This window comes from Chelatococcus composti, assembly GCF_014201415.1.
Lineage (GTDB): Bacteria > Pseudomonadota > Alphaproteobacteria > Rhizobiales > Beijerinckiaceae > Chelatococcus_A > Chelatococcus_A composti.
Window position 1 is genome coordinate 1 of sequence record NZ_JACHEH010000013.1, and the last position, 26,207, is coordinate 26,207.

General features: G+C 69.6%; 31 protein-coding genes and 1 tRNA gene. 22 read left to right on the forward strand and 10 right to left on the reverse strand.

What is annotated here, in order from left to right; all coding sequences use genetic code 11:
- On the forward strand, positions 1-145 hold a 145-nt coding region (locus tag HNQ73_RS18250; RefSeq protein ID WP_183336592.1), incomplete at its 5' end, for a DNA translocase FtsK.
- 65 nt (positions 146-210) lie between these two features.
- On the opposite strand, the gene HNQ73_RS17285 is transcribed toward HNQ73_RS18250, so the two are convergent.
- Positions 211-705 (reverse strand): SRPBCC family protein, encoded by a 495-nt coding sequence (locus HNQ73_RS17285; protein ID WP_183336594.1) that lies wholly within the window; start codon positions 703-705, stop codon positions 211-213.
- Positions 702-1,064 (reverse strand): ArsR/SmtB family transcription factor, encoded by a 363-nt coding sequence (locus HNQ73_RS17290; RefSeq protein WP_244650286.1) that lies wholly within the window; start codon positions 1,062-1,064, stop codon positions 702-704. Before HNQ73_RS17290 ends, HNQ73_RS17285 begins: the two co-directional genes overlap by 4 nt.
- A 473-nt stretch (positions 1,065-1,537) precedes the next feature.
- Here HNQ73_RS17290 and HNQ73_RS17295 point away from each other — a divergent pair.
- The 17 genes from HNQ73_RS17295 to HNQ73_RS17375 all read left to right on the forward strand — a co-directional run bounded on the left by HNQ73_RS17295 (position 1,538) and on the right by HNQ73_RS17375 (position 16,666).
- Positions 1,538-1,627, forward strand: a tRNA-Ser gene (locus HNQ73_RS17295).
- 302 nt (positions 1,628-1,929) lie between these two features.
- On the forward strand, positions 1,930-2,583 hold the full coding sequence (locus tag HNQ73_RS17300) for a 50S ribosomal protein L21 (RefSeq protein ID WP_183336643.1): 654 nt from the start codon (positions 1,930-1,932) through the stop codon (positions 2,581-2,583).
- Positions 2,584-2,635: 52 nt separating this feature from the next.
- Complete coding sequence (rpmA, locus tag HNQ73_RS17305; RefSeq protein ID WP_183336597.1) at positions 2,636-2,902, forward strand: 50S ribosomal protein L27; 267 nt, start codon at positions 2,636-2,638, stop codon at positions 2,900-2,902.
- A gap of 93 nt (positions 2,903-2,995) precedes the next feature.
- Positions 2,996-3,754: a GNAT family N-acetyltransferase gene (locus HNQ73_RS17310; RefSeq protein ID WP_244650288.1), complete on the forward strand. Its 759-nt coding sequence runs from the start codon at positions 2,996-2,998 to the stop codon at positions 3,752-3,754.
- A complete protein-coding gene (locus HNQ73_RS17315; protein ID WP_183336599.1) occupies positions 3,751-4,293 on the forward strand; it encodes a GNAT family N-acetyltransferase in 543 nt (180 codons plus the stop codon). Before HNQ73_RS17310 ends, HNQ73_RS17315 begins: the two co-directional genes overlap by 4 nt.
- Before the next feature lie 120 nt (positions 4,294-4,413).
- Positions 4,414-5,469, forward strand: a complete 1,056-nt coding sequence (gene obgE / locus HNQ73_RS17320) for a GTPase ObgE (RefSeq protein WP_183336601.1) — start codon at positions 4,414-4,416, stop codon at positions 5,467-5,469.
- Complete coding sequence (gene proB / locus HNQ73_RS17325) at positions 5,457-6,620, forward strand: glutamate 5-kinase (RefSeq protein WP_183336603.1); 1,164 nt, start codon at positions 5,457-5,459, stop codon at positions 6,618-6,620. The genes obgE and proB overlap by 13 nt, the downstream gene beginning before the upstream one ends.
- Before the next feature lie 115 nt (positions 6,621-6,735).
- Entirely contained in the window at positions 6,736-8,028 is a 1,293-nt protein-coding gene (locus HNQ73_RS17330; RefSeq protein ID WP_183336605.1) for a glutamate-5-semialdehyde dehydrogenase, read from the forward strand.
- Positions 8,028-8,675, forward strand: a complete 648-nt coding sequence (locus tag HNQ73_RS17335) for a nicotinate-nucleotide adenylyltransferase (RefSeq protein WP_183336607.1) — start codon at positions 8,028-8,030, stop codon at positions 8,673-8,675. Before HNQ73_RS17330 ends, HNQ73_RS17335 begins: the two co-directional genes overlap by 1 nt.
- 83 nt (positions 8,676-8,758) lie before the next feature.
- Positions 8,759-9,178, forward strand: coding sequence for a ribosome silencing factor (rsfS, locus tag HNQ73_RS17340; RefSeq protein ID WP_244650292.1), 420 nt, complete (start codon positions 8,759-8,761; stop codon positions 9,176-9,178).
- Between the two features lie 7 nt (positions 9,179-9,185).
- A complete protein-coding gene (gene rlmH, locus HNQ73_RS17345) occupies positions 9,186-9,665 on the forward strand; it encodes a 23S rRNA (pseudouridine(1915)-N(3))-methyltransferase RlmH (RefSeq protein WP_183336609.1) in 480 nt (159 codons plus the stop codon).
- An 18-nt stretch (positions 9,666-9,683) separates the two neighbouring features.
- The gene (locus HNQ73_RS17350) at positions 9,684-11,099 is read left to right on the forward strand and encodes a murein hydrolase activator EnvC family protein (RefSeq protein WP_183336611.1); all 1,416 of its coding nucleotides are present in this window, start codon (positions 9,684-9,686) and stop codon (positions 11,097-11,099) included.
- A complete protein-coding gene (locus HNQ73_RS17355; protein ID WP_183336655.1) occupies positions 11,099-12,421 on the forward strand; it encodes a S41 family peptidase in 1,323 nt (440 codons plus the stop codon). The genes HNQ73_RS17350 and HNQ73_RS17355 overlap by 1 nt, the downstream gene beginning before the upstream one ends.
- Before the next feature lie 124 nt (positions 12,422-12,545).
- On the forward strand, positions 12,546-13,625 hold the full coding sequence (locus tag HNQ73_RS17360) for a divergent polysaccharide deacetylase family protein (protein WP_183336613.1): 1,080 nt from the start codon (positions 12,546-12,548) through the stop codon (positions 13,623-13,625).
- Positions 13,626-13,627: 2 nt separating this feature from the next.
- A complete protein-coding gene (locus tag HNQ73_RS17365) occupies positions 13,628-14,149 on the forward strand; it encodes an RNA pyrophosphohydrolase (protein ID WP_183336615.1) in 522 nt (173 codons plus the stop codon).
- The gene (locus HNQ73_RS17370) at positions 14,150-14,833 is read left to right on the forward strand and encodes a phosphatase PAP2 family protein (protein WP_183336617.1); all 684 of its coding nucleotides are present in this window, start codon (positions 14,150-14,152) and stop codon (positions 14,831-14,833) included.
- Between the two features lie 51 nt (positions 14,834-14,884).
- Positions 14,885-16,666, forward strand: coding sequence for an ABC transporter ATP-binding protein (locus tag HNQ73_RS17375; protein WP_183336619.1), 1,782 nt, complete (start codon positions 14,885-14,887; stop codon positions 16,664-16,666).
- Positions 16,667-16,673: 7 nt separating this feature from the next.
- Here the strand turns inward: HNQ73_RS17375 and HNQ73_RS17380 are convergent, their stop codons facing one another.
- The gene (locus HNQ73_RS17380; RefSeq protein WP_183336621.1) at positions 16,674-17,396 is read right to left on the reverse strand and encodes a protein tyrosine phosphatase family protein; all 723 of its coding nucleotides are present in this window, start codon (positions 17,394-17,396) and stop codon (positions 16,674-16,676) included.
- Between the two features lie 185 nt (positions 17,397-17,581).
- On the opposite strand from HNQ73_RS17380, the gene HNQ73_RS17385 reads away from it, so the two are divergent.
- Complete coding sequence (locus HNQ73_RS17385) at positions 17,582-18,088, forward strand: GNAT family N-acetyltransferase (protein ID WP_183336657.1); 507 nt, start codon at positions 17,582-17,584, stop codon at positions 18,086-18,088.
- A 109-nt stretch (positions 18,089-18,197) separates the two neighbouring features.
- Positions 18,198-18,734 carry an inorganic diphosphatase gene (gene ppa, locus HNQ73_RS17390; protein WP_183336623.1) on the forward strand — a complete coding sequence of 179 codons (537 nt, stop codon included), beginning with the start codon at positions 18,198-18,200 and terminating at the stop codon, positions 18,732-18,734.
- 97 nt (positions 18,735-18,831) lie between these two features.
- Here the strand turns inward: ppa and trmD are convergent, their stop codons facing one another.
- The 6 genes from trmD to HNQ73_RS17420 all read right to left on the reverse strand — a co-directional run bounded on the left by trmD (position 18,832) and on the right by HNQ73_RS17420 (position 23,673).
- Positions 18,832-19,521 carry a tRNA (guanosine(37)-N1)-methyltransferase TrmD gene (trmD, locus tag HNQ73_RS17395; RefSeq protein WP_183336625.1) on the reverse strand — a complete coding sequence of 230 codons (690 nt, stop codon included), beginning with the start codon at positions 19,519-19,521 and terminating at the stop codon, positions 18,832-18,834.
- A gap of 5 nt (positions 19,522-19,526) precedes the next feature.
- Positions 19,527-20,099 carry a ribosome maturation factor RimM gene (rimM, locus tag HNQ73_RS17400; RefSeq protein WP_183336627.1) on the reverse strand — a complete coding sequence of 191 codons (573 nt, stop codon included), beginning with the start codon at positions 20,097-20,099 and terminating at the stop codon, positions 19,527-19,529.
- Between the two features lie 32 nt (positions 20,100-20,131).
- A complete protein-coding gene (gene rpsP, locus HNQ73_RS17405; RefSeq protein ID WP_183336628.1) occupies positions 20,132-20,506 on the reverse strand; it encodes a 30S ribosomal protein S16 in 375 nt (124 codons plus the stop codon).
- Between the two features lie 102 nt (positions 20,507-20,608).
- Entirely contained in the window at positions 20,609-22,162 is a 1,554-nt protein-coding gene (gene ffh, locus HNQ73_RS17410) for a signal recognition particle protein (RefSeq protein ID WP_183336631.1), read from the reverse strand.
- A gap of 312 nt (positions 22,163-22,474) precedes the next feature.
- Positions 22,475-22,843 (reverse strand): DUF488 domain-containing protein, encoded by a 369-nt coding sequence (locus HNQ73_RS17415; protein ID WP_183336633.1) that lies wholly within the window; start codon positions 22,841-22,843, stop codon positions 22,475-22,477.
- Positions 22,840-23,673, reverse strand: a complete 834-nt coding sequence (locus HNQ73_RS17420; RefSeq protein WP_244650290.1) for a GyrI-like domain-containing protein — start codon at positions 23,671-23,673, stop codon at positions 22,840-22,842. The genes HNQ73_RS17415 and HNQ73_RS17420 overlap by 4 nt, the downstream gene beginning before the upstream one ends.
- Before the next feature lie 195 nt (positions 23,674-23,868).
- Between HNQ73_RS17420 and dapF the strand changes: the two genes are divergently transcribed.
- Both dapF and mtaB read left to right on the forward strand, forming a co-directional pair.
- Positions 23,869-24,738: a diaminopimelate epimerase gene (gene dapF / locus HNQ73_RS17425; protein WP_183336637.1), complete on the forward strand. Its 870-nt coding sequence runs from the start codon at positions 23,869-23,871 to the stop codon at positions 24,736-24,738.
- Entirely contained in the window at positions 24,738-25,976 is a 1,239-nt protein-coding gene (gene mtaB / locus HNQ73_RS17430) for a tRNA (N(6)-L-threonylcarbamoyladenosine(37)-C(2))-methylthiotransferase MtaB (RefSeq protein WP_183336639.1), read from the forward strand. Before dapF ends, mtaB begins: the two co-directional genes overlap by 1 nt.
- Before the next feature lie 9 nt (positions 25,977-25,985).
- Here the strand turns inward: mtaB and HNQ73_RS17435 are convergent.
- A partial coding sequence (locus HNQ73_RS17435; protein ID WP_183334980.1) for an FCD domain-containing protein occupies positions 25,986-26,207 on the reverse strand: 222 nt, incomplete at its 5' end.

The window sequence follows — 26,207 nt, forward strand, 5'->3', positions numbered from 1 at the left end:
CGGCTACAACCGCGCCGCATCCCTCATGGAGCGCATGGAGAACGAAGGCATCGTCGGACCCGCAAACCACGCAGGAAAACGCGAGATCCTGGTCGGCGGCGATCGTCGCGATGCCCATGGCGAAGGCGACGACGGGGACTATTGAGCCCGTCGCCACGGCGCATGAGGCCTCGCCGGCCTTTCGCGGGAGGGCCGCGGCGGCGCGGCCGCCTATCGCTGCTGCTTGATGGACTCGACCATCTGGTCGATGACCGTGTTCCAGCCGTCGTAGAAGCCCATCGCCTCGTGCTTCCGGCGCGCCTCGTCACTGCCGTGGAACGCGATGGCCGTGTAGCGTGTGCCGGAGCCGTTCGGCGCAAGCAGCAGCGCGGCCGTGAAGAAGGGCTCCGGCGCCGGCCTGAAGCCAGGCAGCAGCGAGTCGGTGAAAACGAGGCGCTGCTCGGGCACCACCTCCAGATAGCAGCCGACGTTGGGAAACTCCTGCCCCTCGGGCGAGCGCATGACGGTGCGGCAGATGCCGCCGGGGCGCAGGTCCATCTCGCAATCGGTGACGCTCCAGGGTCTGGGGACGAACCAGTTGCGCAGATGGGCCGGCGTGGTCCAGGCCTTCCACACAAGCGAGACAGGCACGTCGATCTCGCGCTCGATGACGAGGTCCCGCTCGGGATCGGGCCTGGCCAGATGGCTCGGCAGAGATGCAGTCATTCCGGTTCCTCCTCCTTTATCGCCATGAGATAGCTGTCGAGCCGGTCGAGCCGGCGTTCCCACATGGTGCGCTGCCGGCCGAGCCAGTCCTCGGCGAGCTTCAGCCGTTCGGGAGCGAGCCGGTAGGTGCGCACGCGCCCCTGCTTGCGGGAGCTCACGAGCCCGCAGTCCTCCAGCACCCGAAGATGGGCGAGAAAGGATGGCAGCGCCATCTTGTAGGGCGCCGCCAGCTCGCTCACCGAGGCCGGACTCCTGCTTAGCCGCTCGAGCACGTGCCGCCGCGTCGGATCGGCCAGGGCCCGGAAGATCCCGTCCACTTGCGCTGCGGCAGGCATCGCGCCCGCTTCCTGAAGCGTCATGTCCCTCTCTGGAATGCTGCCGGCGGTCGTGAACGCCGCGGTTGAGAGCACGGTAGGGCGCCGCAATACTTAGGTCAACTCCTAAGTATTTCGGCGCGTGCTGCAACGGCGTGGGCACCGCCTCCGAAGCGCCGAAACGTCCAGTTCAGCATGGTCTTTTCACGAACGTGCCGGCACTGCTGATGCAAGGACAACACCATGTCGCGCCTGGTCAAAGCGCTCCTGGTTATCGCGTGCGCCATCATCATCACCGCCGCCCTCCTCTGCGCGGCGGTGATGGTGCTGTTTGCTCAATGGGTCCCCTGAGTGAGGCCGACAGTTCGCAAGGGGCACGCGCGCGCGGCAGGGGCACGGTCCCACGCACCCGCCCGATCCGAAGCCCGCACCGGCGCCGCCTCCCGCGGATCGGACATTATGCACAGGAACGGCTTGATCTTCGCCCGGTTGCGCGTATATGAACTGCCCGCCATCGCGGAGAGGTGGCAGAGTGGTTGAATGCACCGCACTCGAAATGCGGCATAGGCGCAAGTCTATCGGGGGTTCGAATCCCTCCCTCTCCGCCATTTTGCCCTGCCATCCCGGCGCAGTGGGCTGAAGTCTTTCCCTTCCTCGCAGCGCGCGCAAACGGCGGTTTGACGTTGTCCTGTCGGCGTTTTCGTTGACAGATGCGCCTTCGGCATGTATCGAAGCGCCGTGGCGCGGCATGTCCGCGCTTTTTCGAGTCGTGCGCCTCCTTTTCGGTGCCGTGCTTCGTCTGGAGCGTGGCTGTCGTGGCGGAACGCGCGTAACAAGCCGGATCAGGCTGACAAGAAGCCGGCCGGGCGGTTTTCCGCCGAGAGCCGGGAGACGAACACGAGGATAAATGATGTTCGCAGTCATCAAGACCGGCGGCAAGCAGTACAAGGTTGCCGCCAACGACGTGATCAAGATCGACAGGCTCCCTGGCGAGGCGGGCGATGTCGTGACCTTCGACAGCGTGCTGATGCTCGTCGACGGTGACAAGGTGGAAGTGGGCACGCCGTCGGTTCCCGGCGCCCTCGTCGCGGGCGAGCTCATCGAGCAGGCGCGCGGCCCCAAGGTCATCGCCTTCAAGAAGCGTCGCCGCCAGAATTCGAAGCGCAAGCGCGGCTACCGGCACGACCTGTCCGTCGTGCGTATCACCGAGATTCTGACCGGCGGCGCCAAGCCGTCCGGCAAGAAGGCCGCCGCCAAGCCGGCGAAGGCCGCCAAGGAAACCGCTGCCCCGGCTGCTGCCGAGGCGCGCGACTCGAGCAACCTCTCGCTCATCGCGGGCGTCGGCCCGACGATCGAGAAGAAGCTGCGCGCTGCCGGCATCACCTCCTGGGAGCAGATCGCCGCCTGGACCGAGGCGGACGTGGCGAAGTACGACGAGGAGCTCAACCTGCGCGGCCGCATCACGCGCGACGAGTGGATCGAGCAGGCGAAGGAGCTTCTCGCCGGCAAGCCCCCGCGCGCCAAGGTCGACCAGGCCGAGCTGAAGTCGGGCGAGGATCTCTGAGGCGCGGCGCGGCGACGCTGCCGCCCTCCGTCAGTTTTCGGGAGTAACGATCATGGCACACAAGAAGTCTGGCGGCTCTTCGCGTAACGGCCGCGATTCCGACGGCCGCCGCCTCGGCGTGAAGAAGTTCGGCGGCCAGTTCGTGGTTGCCGGCAACATCATCGTGCGTCAACGCGGCACGCGCGTCCGTCCGGGCGCGAATGTCGGCATGGGCAAGGACCATACCCTCTTTGCACTGACGGACGGTCGCGTGGCTTTCGGCACGAAACTCGGCCGAGCTTACGTGTCTGTTGTACCCGCCGTCGAGGCGGCTGAGTAAAGGCGGCAGCTGAGACGAAGGAGCTTCCGCCGGCATCCCACAAACCGGCGGATCGAAGCTCCAGGGACGCTTCCGATCCATGCGACAGGGGAGATGGGATGCCATCTCCCCTTCGTCGTTTCCGGCCCGGCCGCGGGAGGCGGCACGACCCGCAAGGATCGGAGCGAGACCATGTTTACCCGCGAGATCATCGACGATGCCTTCGTGATCGAGACCGCCAGGCTCGAGCTGCGCTGGCCGCGTCTCGCCGACGTGCGAGCTATCGAGTGTCTCGCGGGTGAGAAAGCCGTCGCCGAGATGACGGCACAAATCCCTCATCCCTATCCGCCCGGTGCGGCCGAAGGCTTCGTCTATGAGGCCCGTCACGGCAATGCCGAGGGCAAGGCGCTGACGCTCGTCATCACCCCGCGCGGCAAGTTGCACGAGGTGATGGGCGCCGTCAGCCTGCGCCCGTCGGCGGCGGGTGAGCCAGAAATCGGCTACTGGCTGGGCACGCCCTTCTGGGGCTGCGGCTTTGCCACGGAAGCCGTGCGGGCGGTCGTCGACACGGCCTTCACCCACAGCGACGCGCCAGCCGTCGTCGCCAGCGTGCGCGTCGTCAACCCGGCCTCGCGGCGCGTCCTCGAGAAGTGCGGCTTCCATGTCGCCGGAGCGGGGCTGCTGCCCTTCCCCGCGCGTGGCGGCGTATTCCCGGTCGACCACCTGCGGCTCGAGCGGCGCATCTGGGAAAGCCTCAAGGGCTGGACCAACCCGCATTTCGTCGGGCTTGCCGTGCGCGAGCGCACAGCTGAAGCAGGCTGCCTCGTGCCAGGAGTGGAACCTTGCACCATCCTGCCCGGAGGAGAGCCATGATGCCGGATACGCTCACCACCGAGCGCCTGTTGCTGCGCATCCCGCGCCGCGAGGACGCGCCGGCCCTGCACCGGCAGATGACCTGGCCCGTCGTGCGCTGGCTGTCGACGGTGCCATGGCCCCTGTCCGAGGACGATGTGGCAGCACACATCGCGAAGAGTGCCGAGGAGCGGGCCGCCGGCCGCGCCGCGCTCTATGCGGTCACGAAGGGTGGCGAGCCGATCGGGCTCGTGGGCATCGCCCCGCGTAACGGCGCCATGAACCTCGGCTACTGGCTCGGGGAGAAGCACTGGGGCCAGGGTCTGATGCCGGAGGCCGCGGCTGCCGTCATCGACGCCTATTTCGCCTGCAGCCGGGCGGTGCACATCGCTTCCGGCCTCTTCGCCGGCAACGAGGCGTCGCTGCGCGTGCAGCAGAAGCTCGGCTTCGTGGTCGTCGGCGAGGGGCTGGTGCCGGCGCGGCCCCATGGCCGGATGCTGCCACACTACGACACCATCCTCGGCCGGGCCCGCTGGACCGGGCAGCAGATGGCGGCTTGACGCCCCAGCCTGCGCCGGACCGCCTCTGCCTGCCCGCGACGACGCGCATGCGTTGCCGCGGGCGTTCGTCTCCTGTAGGAAAACCGCTCCCCGCCGTGGAAGCGGGAGCCATGTGGTGCCATGAAGTTCCTCGATCAGGCCAAGATCTACGTCCGCTCGGGCGACGGGGGTGCGGGATGCGTCTCCTTCCGCCGCGAGAAATTCATCGAGTTCGGCGGCCCGGACGGGGGTGACGGCGGACGCGGCGGTGACGTCATCGTCGAATGCGTCGAGGGGCTCAACACGCTCATCGACTACCGCTACCAGCAGCATTTCAAGGCGCGCCCCGGCATGCACGGCATGGGCCGCAACCGCACCGGCGCCAAGGGTGCCGACGTGGTGCTGAAGGTGCCGCAGGGCACGCAGATCTTCGCCGAGGACAATGAGACGCTGATCGCCGACCTCACCGAGGTGGGCCAGCGCGTGGTGCTGGCCCGCGGCGGCAACGGCGGCTTCGGCAACGCCTATTTCAAGACCTCGACGAACCAGGCGCCGCGCCGGGCCAATCCGGGCCAGGAGGGCACGGAGATGTGGGTCTGGCTGCGGCTCAAGCTCATCGCCGATGCCGGGCTCGTCGGCCTGCCGAACGCCGGCAAGTCAACCTTCCTCGCTGCCGTGACCGCGGCCAAGCCGAAGATTGCCGACTATCCCTTCACCACGCTGCACCCCGGTCTCGGCGTCGTGCGCGTCGACGGGCGCGAGTTCGTGCTCGCCGACATCCCCGGCCTCATCGAGGGGGCGCACGAGGGTCACGGCCTCGGCGACCGCTTCCTCGGCCATGTGGAGCGCTGCCGCGTGCTGCTGCACCTCGTCGAGGGCACCAGCGAACACGCCGGCAAGGCCTACAAGATTGTGCGCCGCGAGCTCGAGGCCTACGGACACGGCCTGGCCGAGAAGCCGGAGATCGTGGCGCTGTCGAAGGCCGACGCGCTCGACCCCGAGACACGCAAGGAGCAGCTCGCCCGCCTCAAGCGCGCGGCAGGCCGCACGCCCATCGTGCTGTCTGCCGCCTCGGGCGAGGGCGTGGAGGCGGCGCTGCGCGCCCTGCTGGCCGAGATAGACGCCGCCCGCGAGGAGGAGAAGGAGGCTGCCCTCCCGGCCGCGAACCGCGAAGGAGAGAGCACTTGGCATCCCTGAGCGCCACCGCCCAGGCCGCCGCCTCGGCCCCTGTCCCTACCATCGACCGCTTCCGCCGCGTCGTCATCAAGGTGGGCTCGTCCCTCCTCGTCGACAGGGAGCGCGGGCGGCTGAAACACGCCTGGCTTGCCGCCCTCGCCGAGGATATCGCCGAGCTGCACGGGCGCGGGGCCGACGTGCTCGTCGTCTCCTCGGGCGCCATCGCGCTCGGGCGCACCGTGCTCGGCCTGCCGGCGGGGCCGCTGAAGCTGGAGGAGAGCCAGGCCGCCGCAGCCGTGGGACAGATCGCCCTGTCGCGGACCTGGGCGGAGGTCCTTGCCCACCACGGCATCACGGCCGGGCAGATCCTCGTCACCCTCGCCGACACCGAGGAGCGGCGGCGTTATCTCAACGCCCGCGCCACGACGGCGCGCCTGCTCGAGATGCGGGCTGTGCCCGTCATCAACGAGAACGACACCGTGGCGACGACCGAGATCCGCTACGGCGACAACGACCGCCTCGCCGCGCGTGTCGCCACCATGGCCGGCGCCGACCTGCTCGTGCTCCTCTCCGACATCGACGGGCTCTACACCGCTCCACCGGCGACGGACCCGGATGCGAAGCTGATCCCGGTCGTCAAGCGCATCACGCGCGACATCGAGGCCATGGCGGGCGGCGCCGCCTCGGAGCTGTCGCGCGGCGGCATGCGCACGAAGATCGAGGCCGCCAAGATTGCCACCGCCGGCGGCACGCACATGGTGATCGCCGACGGGCGGGTGAAGAACCCGCTGCGCGCCATTGCAGAGGGGGCGCGCTGCACCTGGTTCCTGACCCCGTCGAACCCGGTCACGGCACGCAAGAAGTGGATTGCCGGCGCGCTCGAGGCCAAGGGCACGCTCATCGTCGACGAGGGCGCGGCACAGGCACTGCGCGCGGGCGCCAGCCTGCTGCCGGCCGGCGTGCGGCGCGTCGAGGGCCATTTCGCGCGCGGCGACGCCGTCATCATCCGCGACGAGGCCGGGGGCGAGATCGGCCGCGGGCTCGTGGCCTACGACATCGACGAGGCGCGGCAGATCGCCGGGCGCGCCTCGCGCGACATCGAGGCGATCCTCGGCCATCCCGGCCGGGCCGAGATGGTGCATCGGGACGACATGACGCTGGCGGGCGGCTGACCGGCAGGCGTGGCGTCGACCCGGTCCTGCTCCTCCGGGAAGGCCGCCACCGCAGGTTTCGGATGTCCAGACGGCGCCCTGCCGCTATGATCGCCGACGAACGGGGACAGGGACGATGAGCGAGAGCCTGAGAGTGATCAGCGGCAGCGACGACATCGCCGCACTCATGCACGACATCGGGCGCCGGGCGCGGGCCGCGGCGCGGGCCCTCGCCATTGCCCCCGCCGAGATCAAGAGTCGGGCTCTCACCGAGGCCGCGGCGGCCTTGCGTGCGGACCGGGCCGCGATCCTGGCCGCCAATGCCGAGGACGTGGCGGAGGCGCGGCGCAACGGGCAGACGGCATCCTATATCGATCGCCTCGCCCTCGACGAGGGCCGGATCGAGGCCATCGCCGCCGCCGTGGAAGCCGTGGCTGCGCTGCCCGACCCGGTCGGGCGCACGCTCGCCACCTTCACGCGGCCCAACGGCCTCGTCATCGAGCGCGTGGCGACGCCGCTCGGCGTCGTCGGCGTCATCTTCGAGAGCCGGCCTAACGTGACGGCCGATGCCGGCGCGCTGTGCCTGAAGGCCGGCAACGCCGCCATCCTGCGCACCGGCTCGGACAGCTTCCGCTCGGCCTCGGCCATCGCGGCCGCCATGGCCCGCGGCATCGCCGCGGCAGGCCTGCCGGCCGACTCCGTCCAGCTCGTGCCGACCCGCGACCGCGAGGCTGTCGGCCTCATGCTCGGCGGCCTCGGCGGCAACATCGACGTGCTCGTGCCCCGCGGCGGCAAGAGCCTCGTCGCCCGCGTGCAGGCCGAGGCGCGCGTGCCGGTCTTTGCCCATCTCGACGGCATCTGCCACGTCTATGTCCATGCTGCGGCCGACCTCGCCATGGCCAAGTCCGTCGTGCTCAATGCCAAGATGCGGCGCACCGGCATCTGCGGGGCGGCCGAGACGCTGCTCGTCGACCGCGCCTGCGCATCGACGCACCTTGCACCGCTCGTCACCATGCTCCTCGACGCGGGCTGCGCCGTGCGCGGTGACGAGGCCACGCAGGCCGTCGATCCGCGCGTCACGCCGGCAAGCGAGGAGGACTGGCGCACCGAATATCTCGACGCCATCATCTCCGTGCGCGTGGTGGGCGGGCTTGAGGCGGCCATGGCCCATATCGACACCTACGGCTCGCACCACACGGACTCGATCATCACCGAGGACGAGGCCGCCGCTGCACGTTTCCTCGCCGAGGTCGATTCCGCCATCGTCATCCACAACGCCTCGACGCAGTTCGCCGACGGCGGCGAGTTCGGCTTTGGCGCCGAGATCGGCATCGCCACTGGGCGCATGCATGCGCGCGGGCCGGTCGGCGTCGAGCAGCTGACCTCCTTCAACTACCGCGTGCACGGCAGCGGACAGACCCGGCCTTGATGTCCGACAAGCGCTTCGCAGGGCCGCCGCCGCTGCCCCGCTGCGGGCGCGGCATGCGCATCGGCCTCTTCGGCGGCACCTTCAACCCGCCCCATGCCGGGCACCGGCTGGCGAGCCTGACGGCACTGAAGCGGCTGGGCCTCGACCGCGTCTGGTGGATCGTCACGCCAGGCAATCCGCTGAAGGACAACGCCGCCCTGCCCCCGCTTGAGGAGCGCATCGCCGCGGCCCGCCGCGTCGCAGCCCACCCGCGCATCGACGTCACGGGCTTCGAGGCCGGCATCGGCACGCGCTACACCTACGACACCCTCGCCTATCTGGCGCGCCGCTGCCCCGGCACGCGGTTCGTCTGGCTGATGGGGGCCGACAATCTCGCCGGCTTCCACCGCTGGCAGCACTGGCGCGACATTGCAGCCCTTGTCCCCATCGCGGTGGTGGACCGGCCGGGCGCGACGCTGAAGGCCTGTCGCGCACGGGCGGCGGTGGCCCTCGCCCCCTACCGGGTTCCCGAACACCGGGCGGGTGCGCTCGTCCGCCGGCCGCCGCCTGCCTGGGTCTTCCTGCACGGGCCGCGCTCGTTCCTGTCGTCGACCCTGCTGCGCGCCCAAAAGGGCCGTGGCGTGACGGGTACCGAGCACCGGCGTTGAAGCGAGGGGCGATGACGATTATCTTGGAGGATGTGGTGCCGCTATCGCGCCACTTGTTTGAAGAGGATCAGGCACTGAATCTCATGCCCCATGGCGAGGCGGAACATATTTCCCCTCCCCCGGCGGTCGGCTCATCGGCCCCAACTGCCGCGGACAGGCACGGCGGCGACCCCGTGGTGGTCGCCCGTCATTGTCTCGAGGAAATGAAAGCCGAGGAGACGGTCGAGATCGACCTCACCGGCAAGACCTCGATTGCCGATACGATGATCATCACCTCCGGCCGTTCGCATCGCCATGTCGGCGCCATCGCGGACAGGTTGCAGCAGGCCCTGAAGGCAGCCGGCGTCGGCCCCCTGCGGGTTGAGGGTATGCCCGCCTGCGACTGGGTTCTCATCGACGCCGGCGATCTGATCGTCCACGTGTTCAGGCCCGAAGTGCGCGTTTTCTACAACCTCGAGAAGATGTGGGGCGCCGACCGGCCGCACGAGCGCATGGCCGGTTGAGCGCGCCATGCGTCTCGCCATTGCGGCCGTCGGCCGTCTCAAGGCCGGGCCGGAGCGGACGCTGATCGAGCGTTATCAGGAGCGCATCGGTGCAGGTGCGCGGGCGCTGGGCTTTTCCGCACTCGACATTGCCGAAGTGGCCGAAAGCCGAGCCCGTCGCGAGGAGGACCGCCGCCGGGAGGAAGGCGCCACCCTGCTGCAACGCATCGGCGACAGCATCGCCGTCGCCTTTGACGAACGGGGCAGGGCCCTCGACAGCCAGACCTTTGCCAATACCCTGGCGCGCTGGCGCGACGAAGGGGCAGCCTCCCTCACCTGCGTGATCGGCGGCGCGGACGGCCTCGCACCCGAGGTGCGGGAGCGGGCGCGCCTTGTCCTGTCCTTCGGCGCCATGACGCTGCCGCACCAGCTTGTGCGTGTGCTGGTTGCAGAACAGCTCTATCGCGCTATGACCATCCTTGCCGGTCACCCTTACCACCGCGAGTGACCGGCTGCCGGAGGAAGGATGCCGCTGCGCCCGTCGAGACTTCTGCACCGGACAACATCGGGCGCGGCCCGCGTGGCGGCCGCGCTGGCGCTGCTGCCGGGCCTCTCCGGGCCGTTGCCCGCACAGGAGGCGGCGCAGACCGCTCAGCAGGAACCCGCGGCACGGGAACCGCAGCTGCCGCCCGAAGCCCAGCGCGCGCTGGAACGGGCGGCCAAGACCGAGGAGGAGCGGGCGGCCCGGGAACAGGAGCTCGAAAGGCTGCAGGAAGAGCTGCGCCTGAGCGAGGAGGCGCGCAACCGCATCCGCGAGGAGGTGGAAGGCCTGCGCGCCGACCGCGCCAGGCTCAATGCCGCGCTGATCGAGACCACGGAACGCACGCAGGCGGCGGAAGCGCGCGCGAGCGCCATCGAGCAGCGGCTTGCCACGCTCAACGCCAGCGAATCGGCGATCCGCAAGTCGCTGGACAACCGCCGCGACGTCATCGTCGAGGTGCTGGCGGCATTGCAGCGGATGGGGCGCCGGCCGCCTCCGGCCGTGCTCGCGCGCCCCGACGACATGCTGGAGGCAGTGCGCTCCTCCATCCTGCTCGGCGCCGTCCTGCCCGAATTGCGGGGAGAAACGGAGGCACTCGCCACCGATCTCGGCGAGCTCGTGCGGCTGAAGGACGCAATCGCCCGCGACCGGGAGGCCCTGGCGCGCGACCTCGCCACCCTCGCCAGCGAGCGCGAGAGGCTCTCGGCCCTCATCGCCGCCCGGCAGGAAGACCTGGCGAAGGCGGAGCGGATTGAGGCGGACGAGAGCCGCAAGGCCCGGGACCTCGCCGCGCGGGCGCAAACGCTCGGTGAGCTCATTCAAAAGATGGAGAGCGAGATTGCCGCCGCCAGGCATGCCGCGGAGGAAGCGCGCAAGGCCGCCGAGGCCCAGGCGCGCGAAATGCGCGAGCGCCTCGCGGCCGCTCCCTTCGGCGATCCGGCGCGCCTTGCGCCCAAAATACCCTTCGCGGAGGCCAAGGGGCTGCTGCCGATGCCGGTCAACGGCACCACCTTGCGCCGTTTCGGTGCGCCGGACGGCTTCGGCGGCACGGCCAAGGGTGTGTCGATCGCGACGCGGCACGGGGCCGTGGTATCGGCCCCGGCGGATGGCTGGGTGGCATTTGCCGGCCCCTTCCGCTCTTTCGGCCAACTCTTGATCATCAATGCGGGCGGCGGATACTATATCTTGCTGGCGGGCATGGAGCGGATCACCGTGGCGCTCGGACAGTTTGTGCTCGCCGGAGAGCCGGTCGCCGTCATGGGCGAGACGGCAACACCCCTCTCGACGGCGTTTTCTGGTACAAACGGTCCCGTGCTCTACGTGGAGTTCCGGAAAGACGGCGGGTCGATCGACCCCAGTCCCTGGTGGGCGAAATCGCAGGGCGAAAAGGTTCGCGGATGATGCGTAAGATTTCTCTTCTGATGGTGGGCGCCCTGATGGGGGCGGGTGCGGCGGTCGTCGCGACCCAGTCGCCCCTGTTCACGACAAGCAGCGCGGTGGCGGCATCGGCCGAAACCTATCGCCAGCTCAACCTGTTCGGCGACGTCTTCGAGAAGATCCGCGGCGACTATGTCGATGTGCCCGACGAGGCGAAGCTCGTCGAATCGGCCATCAACGGCATGCTGGCGTCGCTCGATCCCCATTCAAGCTACATGGACGCCAAGAGCTACCGCGACATGCAGGTGCAGACGCGCGGCGAGTTCGGCGGTCTTGGCATCGAGGTGACGATGGAGGACGGCCTCGTCAAGGTCGTCAGCCCCATCGACGACACGCCCGCCGCGCGCGCGGGCATCCTCGCGAACGACCTCATCACCCACATCGATGGCGAGCAGGTGCAGGGGCTCACCCTCAACCAGGCCGTCGACAAGATGCGTGGCCCGGTCAACACCACGGTGAAGCTGACCATCCGCCGCAAGGGCCAGAACGAACCGGTCGAGGTCACGCTGACGCGCGATACCATCCGCATCCGCGCTGTGCGCTCGCGCGTTGAGGATGACGTCGGCTACATCCGCGTGACGCAGTTCAACGAGCAGACATTCGACAACCTCAAGTCCGCCATCGAGAAGATCGCGGCAGAGGTGCCGGCGGACAAGCTCAAGGGCTACGTGCTTGACCTGCGCAACAACCCGGGCGGCCTGCTCGACCAGGCAATCCTCGTGTCCGACGCTTTCCTCGACCGGGGCGAGATTGTCTCCACCCGCGGCCGCAACGCCGACGAGACGCAGCGCTTCAACGCCAAGCCTGGCGACCTGACCAAGGGCAAGCCTCTCGTCGTGCTCATCAACGGCGGTTCGGCCTCGGCGTCCGAGATCGTCGCCGGCGCGCTGCAGGACCACAAGCGCGCCACGGTGATCGGCACCCGCTCTTTCGGCAAGGGCTCGGTGCAGACCATCATCCCGCTCGGCAGCAACGGCGCCCTGCGCCTGACCACAGCCCGCTACTACACGCCCTCCGGTCGCTCGATCCAGGCTAAGGGCATCGAGCCGGACCGCGAGGTGCTGCCGGACGTGCCCGAGGAGCTCAAGGGCAAGGACGAGACCAAGGGTGAGGCGGGCCTGCGCGGCCACCTGAAGAACGGTGAGGAGGAAGCTTCCGGTTCCTCGGCCTACGTCCCGACCGATCCGGAGAAGGACACCCAGCTCAAGGCCGCGCTTGAGCTGCTGCGGGGCGGCGCGCGCAAGGACGCGGCAACGAGCGCAGAGAAACCCGCCGTTCCCAACTGACGAAGCGCGGCCTGCCGGCAGCGCGATCTCGACGGCCCACCCGTATTCTTGAAAGAATGCGGCGTGGGCCGCGTGATTCGTAGCCTCGACAGGAGGCCCGCGCGCATCGCCGGAGACGCCGAATTTGCCCCAGGCAACGCTGAAGGATCTCGACAAGCCCCTCGGACGTGACAGCCGCCGTCCACGGGGACGGGATCGCCTCTTGCGTTTCGGCCTCGTCTGGGGCGTCCTGATCGCGGCCGTGCTTCTCTTCGGCGGACGTCTGCTGACGGAGACGATGATCTCCCGCTCGCCCTTCCGGCCTGCCGAGGCACCTGTCGCAGCCGCCCCTGCCCCGCAGAAACAGGCGGAAACGCCTGTGACAAGCGCGTCGCAAACGTCGCCGGAGCCTGCCGCTGCCACCCCGGCGAGCAACCGCACCCCGGCCTCGGAGCTCGAGCAGAATGCGGGCGTCGCCGTCGTCCGGCCGGCTGGCAACGTGCCCGGCGCCATCATCATCACCGTGCCCGACGGCAGCGAACCCGGTCTGCCCCCGGCGCCGGATCCGCGCCTTGTCGAGGAGACGCCTGCCGGCATTCTGCCACGCATCGGCGACGACGGCAGCCGCCCGGCGGACGTCTATGCCCGGCCGGCCCCTCCGAATGCCGCCATGGCGCCTGCCCGCATCGCCGTCGTCGTCGACGGGCTCGGACTGTCCGAGGAGACGACCCGGCAGGCCATCGAGACCCTGCCCGCCGACGTGACGCTTGCCCTTGCCGCAACCGGCACTGACCTTCCGCAGGCTGCCGCCGCGGCACGGCAAAGCGGGCACGAGATCCTGCTGTCGCTCCCCGCCGAGACTCCGGACGGCGAGCTGCCCGGCGCGATGGCACGTTTTGCGGGCTATGCCGGCATCCTCTCGGCGGCCGGCGCCGAACGGCTCGGCCCGGTCGCGCGGCAGGCCAGTGAGCGCGGCCTCCTGCTCCTCGCCGCCGGCGCAGGAGAGACGGATGTCGTGCTGCCGCGGACGATGCAGGCCGAGGCCGTCGAGCAGGCCTTTGCCCGCGCTGAGCGGACGGCGCGGCAAAAGGGGCGCGCCGTCGTCCTTGCCGAGGGCACCTCTCCTTCCCTTCTGCGCCAGCTGGCCCGCTGGACGGGTAGCCTCGACCGCCGGGGCGTGCTCCTCGTGCCGGCGTCCTCCCTCATCGCCATTCCCAAAGGCTGAGCATGTCGGACCTCGAACACCTGCCCTATCGGCCCTGCGTCGGCATTGCACTGTTCAACCCGCAGGGGCTCGTCTTCATCGGCCGGCGGCCGCTCAACGACAACACCGAGAAGGTGAGCCCCGAACACGCCTGGCAGATGCCCCAGGGCGGCATCGACGATGGAGAGTCGCCACAGGACGCCGCCCTGCGCGAGCTCTACGAGGAGACCAACATCCGCTCGATCTCGCTGCTTGCCGAGGCGCCGGACTGGTTCACCTACGACCTGCCCCCGGCCTTTCTGGGCAAGGCCTGGAAGGGCCGCTACCGCGGCCAGAAGCAGCGGTGGTTCGCCTTCCGCTTCGACGGGGACGAGAGCGAGATCGACGTCGCCAACCCCGGCGGCGGCGGTCACAAGGCCGAGTTCGACACCTGGCGCTGGGAGCGTCTCGAGCGGCTGCCCGAGCTCGTCATTCCCTTCAAGCGAAGGGTCTACGAGCAGGTCGTGTCGGCCTTCGCCCCGGTTGCTGCCGGTCTGGCGCGCTAGATGACGGCGGGCCCCGCCATGGCTCCCCGGCATGAGGTGCGTGTCCTCTCCCGGTGGGCCCGCTGGCCGGCGATCGGCATTGCCGCCCTGCCCTTCTGCCTGCTCGCCGCGAGCCTCGGCACCGGCATGGTCGCGGCCCTCGACCGCGCGATCCTGCTCGCGCTGCGCGACGCGGGCGGCAATCCTCTCGGGCCGTGGTGGCTCGTCGTCGCAGCCCGCGACGTGACGTCCCTCGGCAGCGTCACGGTGCTGATCCTCCTCGCCCTCGCTGCCATCGCCTATTGCCTCACGAGCGGTGCGCGCCGCGAAGCCGGCGTGATCGCGGCCGCCTTCTTCGGCGGGGTCATCCTGAACACGGCGCTGAAGCACCTGGTGGCCCGTGCCCGGCCGGACCTCGTCAACCACGAGGTCACCGTCTACACGCCGAGCTTTCCGAGCGCCCATGCCATGCTGACGGCGACGCTCTTCCTCGTGCTCGGCGCCCTGGCGGCGGCTGGCCAGTCGAGCCCCCTGGCGCGCGGCTTCGTCCTCGCCACGGCCGTCTGCGCCGTCGTCGTCGTCGGGGTCAGCCGCGTCTTCCTCGGCGTGCACTGGCCCTCGGACGTGCTGGCGGGCTGGAGCGCCGGCACCGCCTGGGCTCTCGTCTGCCTCAGGCTCCTCGCGCACCGGCCCGCGACGGCCTGACCGGCAGCGGCCCATTGTGCCGGGCAGCGCCCCGTGCTAGCGCCTCAGCCCATGAGCAAGCGCCCGCCCCTTGTGACGAGAGACACCCTGCCGACCCTCATGCGCCTCTGGCGGGAGTGGGTGCGGCCGCACTGGGCGACGCTTGCGCTCGTCCTCATCCTCATCGCCGTCGTCTCGGCCGCGACCGGGGCCTATCCGCTGCTCATCAAGGAAGCCTTCAACGCCTTCGAGCAGAAGAACGAGGAGGCGCTCGTCCTCGGGCCGATCCTCGTCATCCTGCTCACGGCCATCCGCGGCGGCGCGCTGTGGGCCCGTGCCGTGCTCACCAACAAGGTGGTGACGCGCATCGAGGCCGACATGCAGAGCGCACTCTACGCCCATCTCATCGACGCCGACATCGCCCAGCTCGGGCGCGAGAGCCCGGCGGCACTGACCCAGCGCTTCACCACCGACTTCGCCTTCATCAAGGAGGCGCTGACGCGCGTCTTCACGGTCTTCCTCAGCGACCTCGGCATGGTGATCGCCCTCGTCGCCTCCATGCTCTGGATCGACCCGTGGCTGACGCTCGTGGCCGCGGTGGTTGCCCCCTTCGCCTCGCTGCCCATCTCGCGCATCGGCCGCAAACTGCGCCGCGTCGCCACCTCCACGCAGGAGGAAATCGGCGCCATGGCGAGCCACGTGTCCGAGAGCCTCGCCGGCGTGCGCGTCGCCAAGGTCTTCTCCCTCGAGAGCTATCTGAAACAGCGCGCCGCGGACGCCTTCGAGACCGTGCGGGCGCTGAAGATGAAGGCGGCCAACGCGCGCGCGAAGCTCGACCCCCTGCTCGAGATCGGCGGCGGCATTGCCGTCGCCGGGGTGCTGGTGCTGATCGGCTGGCGCATCATGCACGGCCAGAGCACGGTCGGCGATTTCACTGGCTTCGTCGCGGCCCTGCTGATGGCGGCCCAACCCATTCGGGCCATCGGCAATCTCAACGCCATCATCCAGGAGGCGATGGCGGCACTGAAGCGCTATTTCGCGCTGATGGACGAGCAGCCGACCATCTTCGACCGGCCCGGTGCCCGACCTCTCGTCGTCTCCGCCGGTCACGTGCGCTTCGAGAACGTGCACTTCCACTATCGCGCGGACGTGCCGGCGCTCGGCGGCATCGACCTCGACCTGCCGGCCGGTCGCACAACTGCCCTCGTTGGCCGGTCCGGCTCCGGCAAGTCCACCCTCATGTCGCTGGTACCGCGCCTCTACGATGTCACCCGGGGCCGCGTCACCATCGATGGGACGGACGTGCGCGACGTGACCCTCGCCAGCCTGCGCGCCAACATCGCCGTCGTCAGCCAGGAGGTCGTGCTCTTTGACGACACGGTGCGCGCCAACATCGCCTTCGGCCGGCCGGGCGCCGACGACGCGGCCATCGAGGCGGCGGCACGGGCCGCGGCTGCGCATGACTTCATCTGCCGGCTGCCAGACGGCTATGACACCCGCGTCGGCAGCGCCGGAACACGCCTGTCCGGCGGCGAGCGCCAGCGCATTGCGCTTGCCCGCGCCATCCTGAAGGACGCGCCGATCCTCCTGCTCGACGAGGCGACAAGCGCGCTCGACACCGAGTCGGAGAAGGCCGTGCAGGAGGCGCTCGCCCGCCTCATGCACGGGCGCACCACCATCGTCATCGCCCACCGGCTCTCGACGGTGCGGGATGCGGACCTCATCGTGGTCATGGACGGCGGGCGCGTCGCCGAGACCGGGCGTCACGACGAGCTCGTCGCCCGCAACGGCATCTATGCCAAGCTCTATCGCCTGCAGCTGGCGGACGACGTCACGCCCGCGGCGGCCAAGTAGGCCGCGGTCACTCGCGCCGCATGATGCGGTCGACGACGATGTCGGAGAAGAAGCCGGGCTTGAACTCGCGCTCCAGCCGCTCGGGATCGTAGCTCTCGGCGACCCAGGTCAGGAAATCCTGCCCCCTGGGCTCGCCCTCCCGCAGGTAGGTCTCGAAGAAGGCATCGAGGATGCCGGTCTTGGCGAAACGGAAATGGCCGAAGCGCAGCGAGAGCTGGCGCATCGCCTCCCTGACCGGCCGCTTCTCGTGGACGACGAGATAGAGTGCCGCCATGAAGCCGGCCCGATCGGCGCCCGATTTGCAGTGGACAAGGACGGGATAGTCCAGGCTCTCGAAAAAGTCCTTCGCCGCGAGGATTGTGGCGCGGTCGGGCGCGCCGCGCGAGCGCACGACGAAATCAACGAGCCGGATGCCGAGCCGTTCGCAGGCCTCGCGCTCCAACGGCCAGGAGCCGTATTCACGCCCGCCGCGCAGGTTGACGATGGTGCGCACGCCCGCCCGCGCCGCAGCGCGGATCTGGTGCGGCGCCGGCTGGGCCGCACGCCAGAAGCGCTCGGTGACGCGGTGGCGGTTGAGATAGATGAGGCGAAAGATCCCGTGGTCGACGAAGACCATGTTGACCCAGGCACGCCAACGGTCGAGCCCATCGGCCACAGGCCTGTCCCAGCGAGCGATCCGCGCCATGCGGCGACGATAGCGTTCCTCGGGCTTGCGGAAACGGTTGATCAAGCGTCCTCTCGGCACATGCAATCGGTATCGCAGCTCCCGGCGCGGCGTGCGGGCGCTGGTATTCCGTTGCGGGGATAGCAGCCCCGGCCGGGGCCTGCAATCTCGCCGATGCAAATGCACAAAGCCTGTTCAACAAGGCGTGTGGGCCTTGTAAGGCGGGTGGAAGGGTGCGTATTTTGGTTCTCATGAGTGAGCTCGTCATCAGCCTGCGGCCGGCGCGCCCCACCGACGCGGTGGAACTGGCGGCGGTGCATGATGCGGCGTGGAGGGAGGCCTACCGCGGCGTTCTGCCCGGTGTGACCCTGGAGCAGATGCTCGCCCGCCGCGGCCCGCGCTGGTGGCGCAGGGCGGTGACGCGCCCGCGGCGCATCAGCGTCGTCGATTTCGGCGGGCGGCTTGCAGGCTATGCCATCTACGGGCCGACGCGCAGCCCCAATCTGCCACAGGGCGGCGAGATAGACGAGCTTTACATCGACCCCGTCATGCAGGGCATAGGCCTCGGCACGCGGCTGTTCGCTGCGGCCCGGCATGAGCTGGCGGCGGAAGGGCACCGGGGCCTTGTCGTCTGGGCCCTTGCCGACAACGAGCGCGCCTGCCGCTTCTACGAGCGCCTTGGCGGCCGTGTCGCGGCCGAGGCCAACGCGGTCTTCGGCGGTCGGCGCTGCCCCAAGGTGGCCTATACTTTCGCCTGATCCGCCCCTCTTGCCGTCACTGCCGCTTGCGAAGCCGTGCCCGGGCGCTTAGTAGAGGGCCAGCCGCAAGGGTGCGGCGCACAATTCTGCCCTCAGGAGTGAAAAACCGATGCGCCTCGACGCGATTGCGATCGGCAAGAATCCGCCCCACGACGTGAATGTCGTCATCGAGGTGCCGATCGGCGGCGAGCCGATCAAGTACGAGCTCGACAAGGAAGCCGGCACGCTCTTCGTCGACCGCTTCCTCTACACCGCCATGCGTTACCCGGGGAACTACGGCTTCATTCCCCACACCCTCTCGGACGATGGCGACCCATGCGACGTGCTGATCGCCAACACGCGCGCCATCGTGCCCGGCGCCGTGATGTCCTGCCGTCCGGTCGGCGTGCTGGTCATGGAAGACGAGGCGGGCCAGGACGAGAAGATCGTCGCCGTGCCCTCGCGCAAGCTGACGAAGCGGTACGACCGGATCGAGAACTACACCGACCTGCCCGAGATCACGCTCAAGCAGATCGAGCACTTCTTCGAGCACTACAAGGATCTGGAACCCGGCAAGTGGGTGAAGGTGGTACGCTGGGGTGACGCCGAGGAGGCCCGCCGCCTGATTCAGGAAAGCATCGAGCGGGCCAAGGGCGCCAAGGGCTGACGGCACCGGAAGACGCGGGCGGCGCAGCCGCCCGCATCATGCCGCCCGATCGGACGTTCCGTCGAAAAACAGCCCTCGCAGCGCACTGCCAGAGCACTCAGGGCTTGCGCCGCTGCCACAGGTCCGGGCGGCGTATGCGGGTCAGTCGCTCCGCCTCCTCGCGCCGCCAGCGCGCGATGGCCGCGTGGTTGCCGGACAGCAGGACCTCGGGGATCGTGCGTCCCTCCCACTCGCGCGGGCGGGTGTAGTGGGGATATTCGAGAAGGCCGTCCTCGAAGCTCTCCTCCTCGCCCGAGGCCTCCTTGCCCATGACGCCGGGCAGAAGGCGCACGCAGGCGTCCATCACCACCATCGCCGCGATCTCGCCTCCGGAGAGGACGTAATCGCCGATCGAGACCTCCTCGAGCCCGCGCCCCTCGATGACGCGCTCGTCCACGCCCTCGAAGCGGCCGCAGACGATGATCACGCCGGGGCCGGCAGCAAGGGCGCGCACGCGCGCCTGGTCGAGAGGGCGGCCGCGCGGGCTCATGAGCAGGCGCGGCCGCGGGTCGTCCGCCGGCGCGGCAGCATCGATGGCGGCGGCGAGCACGTCGGCGCGCAACACCATGCCGGCGCCGCCGCCGGCGGGCGTGTCGTCCACCGCCCGGTGGCGGCCGAGTCCGTGCGCACGGATGTCGTGGGTATCGAGCCGCCACAGGCCGCGTGCCAGACCTTCGCCCGAGAGACTTTCGCTAAGAGGGCCTGGAAACATCTGCGGATAGAGGGTGAGGACGGTGGCGCGCCACATGGCTGTCAGCCCTCGCCCTCAGCGTCGCTGTCGGGTCCTGTGAGCGTCTGCGCGGCGACAACGACCCGGCCTCCCGGGATATCCACCTGCGGCACGAAGGCCTTGGTGAAAGGCCACATCACGCTGGCGCCCCCGTCCCGCGGGGCAACCTCCATGACGTCGCCGGCGCCGAAGTCGTACAGGGCGACAATGTGCCCGAGCACTTCCCCTGCCGGGTTGTGGACCTCAAGGCCGATCAGGTCGGCATGCAGGTATTCGTCCTCCTCGAGTGGCTCCTCGTCGAGACTCTCGCGGGGGACATAGATGCGCACGCGCGTCAGCGCCTCGGCCGCCGTGCGGTCGGTGACGCCCGCGACGCGTGCGATGAGCATGTCGGGATTGCCGGTGACGGGCCGCACCGCCTCGATACGGAAGCGGCGGCTGCCGTCCTCGGTCTGCAGGGTGGTGAAACGGGCGATGGCTGCCGGCTCGGCCGTGAAGGACTTGAGCCGCACCTCGCCCCTGAGCCCCTGCGCGCGGCCGAATTCACCGACGAGCACGAGCTGCCGGCCCGCACCCGACGCGGCGGGAGCGGGCAACGACGGCCCGGTCGTCCTGGACGATCGGCGGCTCACGCCTCGGCAGCGGCTTCAGCCGGCGCAGCAGCGGCCTCGGCCGCGGCAGCACGCTCGGCGGCGCGTTCCTGCGCCTTCTTGCCCGGCTGGCCCTTCTTCGGGTTGTTGCGCTGCGGACGCTTGGCGACGCCGGCGGCGTCGAGGAAGCGCAGCACGCGGTCGGTCGGCTGGGCGCCCTTGGCCAGCCAGGCCTTGGCCTTCTCGATGTCGATCGTGACGCGGGTCGGATCGTCCTTGGCCTTCATCGGATCGTAGGTGCCGATCTTCTCGATGAAGCGGCCGTCGCGCGGCGCGCGCGCGTCCGCGACGACGATGCGGTAGTAGGGGCGCTTCTTGGCGCCGCCGCGCGTCAGACGGATCTTGAGAGCCATGGATACTTCCTTTCCGTTTTCAGTTGGTCCAGCCCGGCGACGCTGGCAGGCCCGCCGGAACCGATATCAGCCGCTGCACGCAGCGGGTTGATCTTGCGAGGCTCACTTCTTCTTGCCGAAGGGAAAGCCCGGAAGGCCGGGCATGCCCGGCCCCTTGCCGCCGAGGCCCGGCAGCCCGGACAGTTTCGGCGCACCGAAACCGCCGGGCGGCAGTGGCGGCAGTCCACCGGGCATGTTCTCGGGCAGCCCGCCCGGCAGCTTGCCCTTGAGCTGTTCGAGCATCTCCGGCGTCGGCTGCGGCATGCCACCGCCGATGCCGAACATCTTGCCGAGCGCCCCGCCGATGCCGCCGCGCCCGCCCTTGCCCATCATCTTCATGACGTCGGCCATCTGGCGGTGCATCTTGAGGAGCCTGTTGACGTCCTCCACCTTGGTGCCGGAACCGGCGGCGATGCGCTTCTTGCGGCTGGCCTTGAGGATGTCGGGGTTGCGCCGCTCCTGCGGCGTCATGGAATCGATGATGGCGCGCTGGCGACGGATGATCTTGTCGTCGAGATTGGCGCTCTCGAGCTGCGCCTTCATCTTGCCGATACCGGGCAGCATGCCGAGCACGCCCTTCATGCCGCCGATCTTCTCCATCTGGTTGAGCTGCTCGCGCAGGTCCTCCAGGTCGAAGGTGCCCTTGCGCATCTTGTCGGCGATGCGCTTGGCCTTCTCGGCGTCGATGGTCTCGGCCGCCTTTTCGACGAGGGAGACGATGTCGCCCATGCCGAGAATGCGGTTGGCGACGCGCTCGGGATGGAACTCCTCAAGCGCATCGACCTTCTCGCCCGTGCCGACGAGCTTGATGGGCTTGCCGGTGACGGCGCGCATGGAGAGCGCGGCGCCGCCGCGGCCGTCGCCGTCCATGCGGGTGAGCACGATGCCGGTGACGCCGAGGCGCCCGTCGAAGGCCTTGGCCGTGTTGACCGCGTCCTGGCCGGTGAGGCTGTCGGCGACCAGCAGCACCTCGTGTGGCTGGGTTGCGGCGCGCACCTCGGCCGCTTCGGCCATCAGCGCCTCGTCCACCGTGACGCGGCCGGCAGTGTCGAGCATGACGACGTCGTAGCCGCCGAGCCGGGCCGCCTCCATGGCGCGGCGGGCGATCTGCACTGCCGTCTGGCCGGGCACGATGGGCAGCGTGTCGACGGCCACCTGTTTGCCGAGCACGGCGAGCTGCTCCATGGCGGCCGGACGGCGCGTGTCGAGCGAGGCCATGAGCACGCGGCGCTTCATCTTGTCGGTGAGGCGCCGGGCGATCTTGGCCGTCGTCGTCGTCTTGCCCGAGCCCTGCAGGCCGACCATGAGGATGCCGACCGGCGCAGGCGCATTGAGATCGATGCCCTCTGCCTCCTTGCCGAGCATCTCGACCAGGGCGTCGTGGACGATCTTGACGACCATCTGGCCGGGAGACACCGACTTGATGACCTCGGCCCCGACGGCGCGGCTGCGCACCGTGTCGGTGAAGGAGCGCACCACCTCCAGCGCGACGTCCGCCTCGAGCAGCGCCCGGCGCACCTCACGCAGGGCCTCGTTGACGTCGTTCTCGGTCAGCGCCCCGCGACGCGTCAGGGAGCCGAGAATGCCGGACAGCTTGTCGGACAGGCTTTCGAACATCGTCTAGCGGTCCTCCGATGGGGTCCTGCCGGCACGCGGGCAGGACGAGGCACTGCGCCCGTGATGGGCCGCCTCTGTCCGTTCCGCAATGTCCGCCTCAGCGCGTCGCATCATCTCTTCCCTGTCCCGATGACCCAAAACGAAACGCACCCGAGGGCGCAACGCGCTGTCGGGTGTTGACCTCCAGCCTCTGGGGGCTGGTCGGCGGCTCGCGAACGGACCGTTCGGGGCTTTGTCCGCGTCTTATGGTGCGGCAAGTCTTGCGAGTCAAGGAAAAGGGGCATCTGCGCCGCCGCGGCGGATGGCGGACGCCTATCTCTCCTGCCCCAGCAGGAAGGATCGCAGCAGCACGGCGCTGTTCTGCTCGCGGCTGCGGGCGGCGGACAGCAGGGTGATCTTGCCCCTGGCCGCCTCGGCACGCAGCAGCGCAAGGGCCGCCTTGGCATCGCCCTTGGCAGCCTCAAGCTCCGCACGGTAGCGGACCTGGAACTCCTCCCACCTGGCCGGATCGTGGGAGAACCACTTGCGCAGGTCCGGCGAGGGGGCAACCTCCTTCAGCCACAGATCCCACGGCGCCGTCTCCTTGGCGACGCCGCGCGGCCACAGCCTGTCGACCAGGATGCGCTTGCCGTCCCCCACCTCCGGCGGGTCGTACACGCGCTTGACGGCAATCTCGCTCATTGCCCGCCGTCCTTCTGCGTCGGCTCGGAAGCGCCATCATCCGCCTGCGCCGGCGCGGCTGCGGGCGGCACGGAGGCCGGAGAGCCGTCGTCCTGCGGCACGGCGGGAGACGGCGCCGCCGGCGGCTGCGCTTCCGACTGCTGCACATAGATGTAGACCTCGAGAGCCGCATCGTCGCCTCGTGTCAGGTCCGTCGCATATTCCTCAATGAACATGTCGCGAACCGTGATGGTCTTGGCGTCGAGATAGGCGGTGATGGCCTCGTAGGTGGAATCGATCTCATCGTAGGGCCCCTTGTGCACGAAGCGCAGGGCCTTGCCCGAGGGCGTCCTTGCGAAGCGGATGCCCTCCGGCAGCGTGGCCGCGCCCGCGGCCGGGGCGGCCTCCACGGGCAACATAACCTCGTAGCGGAAGCCGGTATCGTCCGTCTCGAGGAAGAGCGCCACGGGGCGCCCCGCGATCTTGAGCCCTGCCCCGTCGAGGAAGGTGCGCAGCCGGGCGATCCCGTCGGTGATCGTCTTGACGGTTTCGTCCCACGTCGCCCGCCCGGCCAGCGCGACGGCCGGCTTGTCCGGCAGCGTCACCTCGTCCACGTCGCCGGCGCTCGCCGGCGGCGGCGCGAGCGTCGGCTGCGCGGGCACCGACAGGCCCGGCGCCGGCGGCGTGTCGGCCGGCGGGGCGGTTTGCGACGGGGCAGCCGGCACCGTCGATGCCGGAGCGGCGACGGAAGGGCCGTCAGCGGGTGCCGGAGCGGCGGCGGACGGCCCCGCAAGGGCAAGGAGAAGCGCGCAGGCGGCGGCGCCGAGTATGCCGCGAGCTGAAGCGATCAAGGGCCACGAAGCCGTCGTCATCTGCCGTACCCAACCGTTTGGCGCCGAGCCACGAATCGTCCTCCCCAGCCTTCTTGACCATAGGCGCCTTTGACCGGTGTCGCGAGCTGGCGTCGGCGAAGAGACTCGCGCTTTTTCGCAAACTGTCCCATATACCGATGGAATTTTCGCAGCACCCGGCCGCCGGACGACACCATGAGCGCGCTGATCGGACATTCCTTTCTCAAGATGAACGGTCTCGGCAACGAGATCGTGGTGCTCGACCTGCGCGGCAAGCGGCACGTCGTCACGCCGGCCGAGGCGCGCGCCATTGCGGCCGCGCCTGCCTCGCACTTCGACCAGCTGATGGTGCTGCACGATCCGCGCACACCCGGCACCGACGCTTTCATGCGCATCTACAACGTGGACGGCTCGCTCTCCGCCTCCTGCGGCAACGGCACGCGTTGCGTCGCCTGGGCGCTGACGCGCGGCGACGCGCGTGACGAGCTTCTGCTGGAGACCGACGCCGGCCTGCTCGCCTGCCGGCGCGAGGGCGAATGGTCCTTCACTGTCGACATGGGCACGCCGCGCCTGCGCTGGGACGAGATCCCCCTGGCCGAGGAGTTCCGCGACACGCGCGCCATCGAGCTGCAGATCGGCCCCATCGACGCGCCGGTGCTGCACTCGCCCTCGGTGGTCAGCATGGGCAATCCGCACGCCATCTTCTGGGTGGACGATGTTGAGGCCTACGACCTCGCCCGCCTCGGGCCGCTGCTGGAGAACCACCCGATCTTCCCGGAGCGGGCCAACATCTCGCTCGCCGCGGTACAGAGCCCGGAGCATGTGATCGTCAAGGTGTGGGAGCGCGGCGCCGGCCTGACGCGCGCCTGCGGCTCGGCTGCCTGCGCCGTCGCCGTCGCGGCCCCGCGCAAGGGGCTCACCGGGCGCAAGGTGCGCATCACCCTGCCGGGCGGAGACCTGCTGATCGAATGGCGCGAGAGCGACGGCCACGTGATGATGACGGGCCCGGTCGAGCTGGAGCACGAGGGCCGGTTCGCTGCGGAGCTGTTTGCGGAAACGGCCTGATGGGCGTCGAGGTCGTCACCTTCGGCTGCCGGCTCAACATCGTCGAGTCGCAGGTCATCAAGTGTCACGCGGAAGCGGCGGGACACGGGGAGCTCGTCGTCGTCAACACCTGCGCCGTCACCGGCGAGGCGGTGCGCCAGGCGCGGCAGGCCATCCGGCGCCTCAAGCGGGAGCGGCCGCAGGCGTCGATCGTCGTCACCGGCTGCGCCGCGCAGGTCGATCCCGCCGGCTTTGCGCAGATGCCCGAGGTGGCGAAGGTTCTCGGCAATGCCGAAAAGCTCGAGGCGGAGCGCTGGCGCGGGCTCGCCGCGGGCGAGAAGGTCGCGGTCGGCGACATCATGGCCGTGCGGGAGACGGCGGCGCATCTCGTCGACGGCTTCGACGGCCACGCGCGCGCCTTCCTGCAGGTGCAGAACGGCTGCGACCACCGCTGCACCTTCTGCATCATTCCCTATGGGCGCGGCAATTCCCGCTCGGTGCCGATGGGCGCGGTGGTGGAGGCGGTCAAGCGTCTCGTCGACAACGGCTATCGCGAGATTGTGCTGACCGGCGTCGACCTCACGGCCTATGGCCGCGACCTGCCCGGCAGCCCCTCCCTCGGCCGGCTCGTCGCCCAGATTCTCAGGCATGTGCCTGACCTGCCGCGCCTGCGCCTGTCATCCATCGATTCGGTGGAGGCGGACGAGGAACTGCTCGCTGTCATCGCCGGCGAGCGGCGGCTGATGCCGCACCTGCACCTGTCGCTGCAGTCCGGCGACGACATGATCCTCAAGCGCATGAAGCGCCGGCATCTGCGTGATGATGCCATCCGCTTCTGCGAAACGGTGCGGCGGGCCCGCCCCGACATCGTCTTCGGCGCCGACATCATCGCTGGCTTCCCGACCGAGACGGAGGAGATGTTCGCCCGCTCGCTCGCCATCGTCGAGGAATGCGGGCTGACGCATCTGCACGTGTTCCCCTTCTCACCACGGCCGGGCACCCCGGCGGCACGCATGCCGCAGCTGCCACGCGAGGTGGTGAAGGAGCGCGCCGCGCGTCTGCGGGCGGCCGGCATGGAAGCCTGCCGGCGCTTCCTCGCCGCACAGGTGGGCACCCGCCAGAGCGTCCTCGTCGAGCGGGGCGACGTCGGCCACACGGAGGGCTTTGCGCTGGTGCGCCTGCCGTCCGCGCTGCCGGTCGGCAGCATTGTCGACGTCACCATTGCGCGGCACGACGGCGAGGCGCTGATCGCGGCCTGATCTCTCCCCTCACGGGAGGGTGTTTTTGACGCGTTCCCAGCTGTTGTGCATGTGTCGGGCGAGGACTTCGGCGAGGCGGTCTGGCTGGCGCTGTGAGAGTGCGGCGATCATTTCCTCGTGCTCGGCGACGGCCTCGTTCCACTTTGTGGGCTCCTGGTTGCCGAGGAAGCGGATGCGCTTGAGGCGCGACTGCAGCGTCTCGTGGATGTCGGCGAGCACGGCATTGCCCGA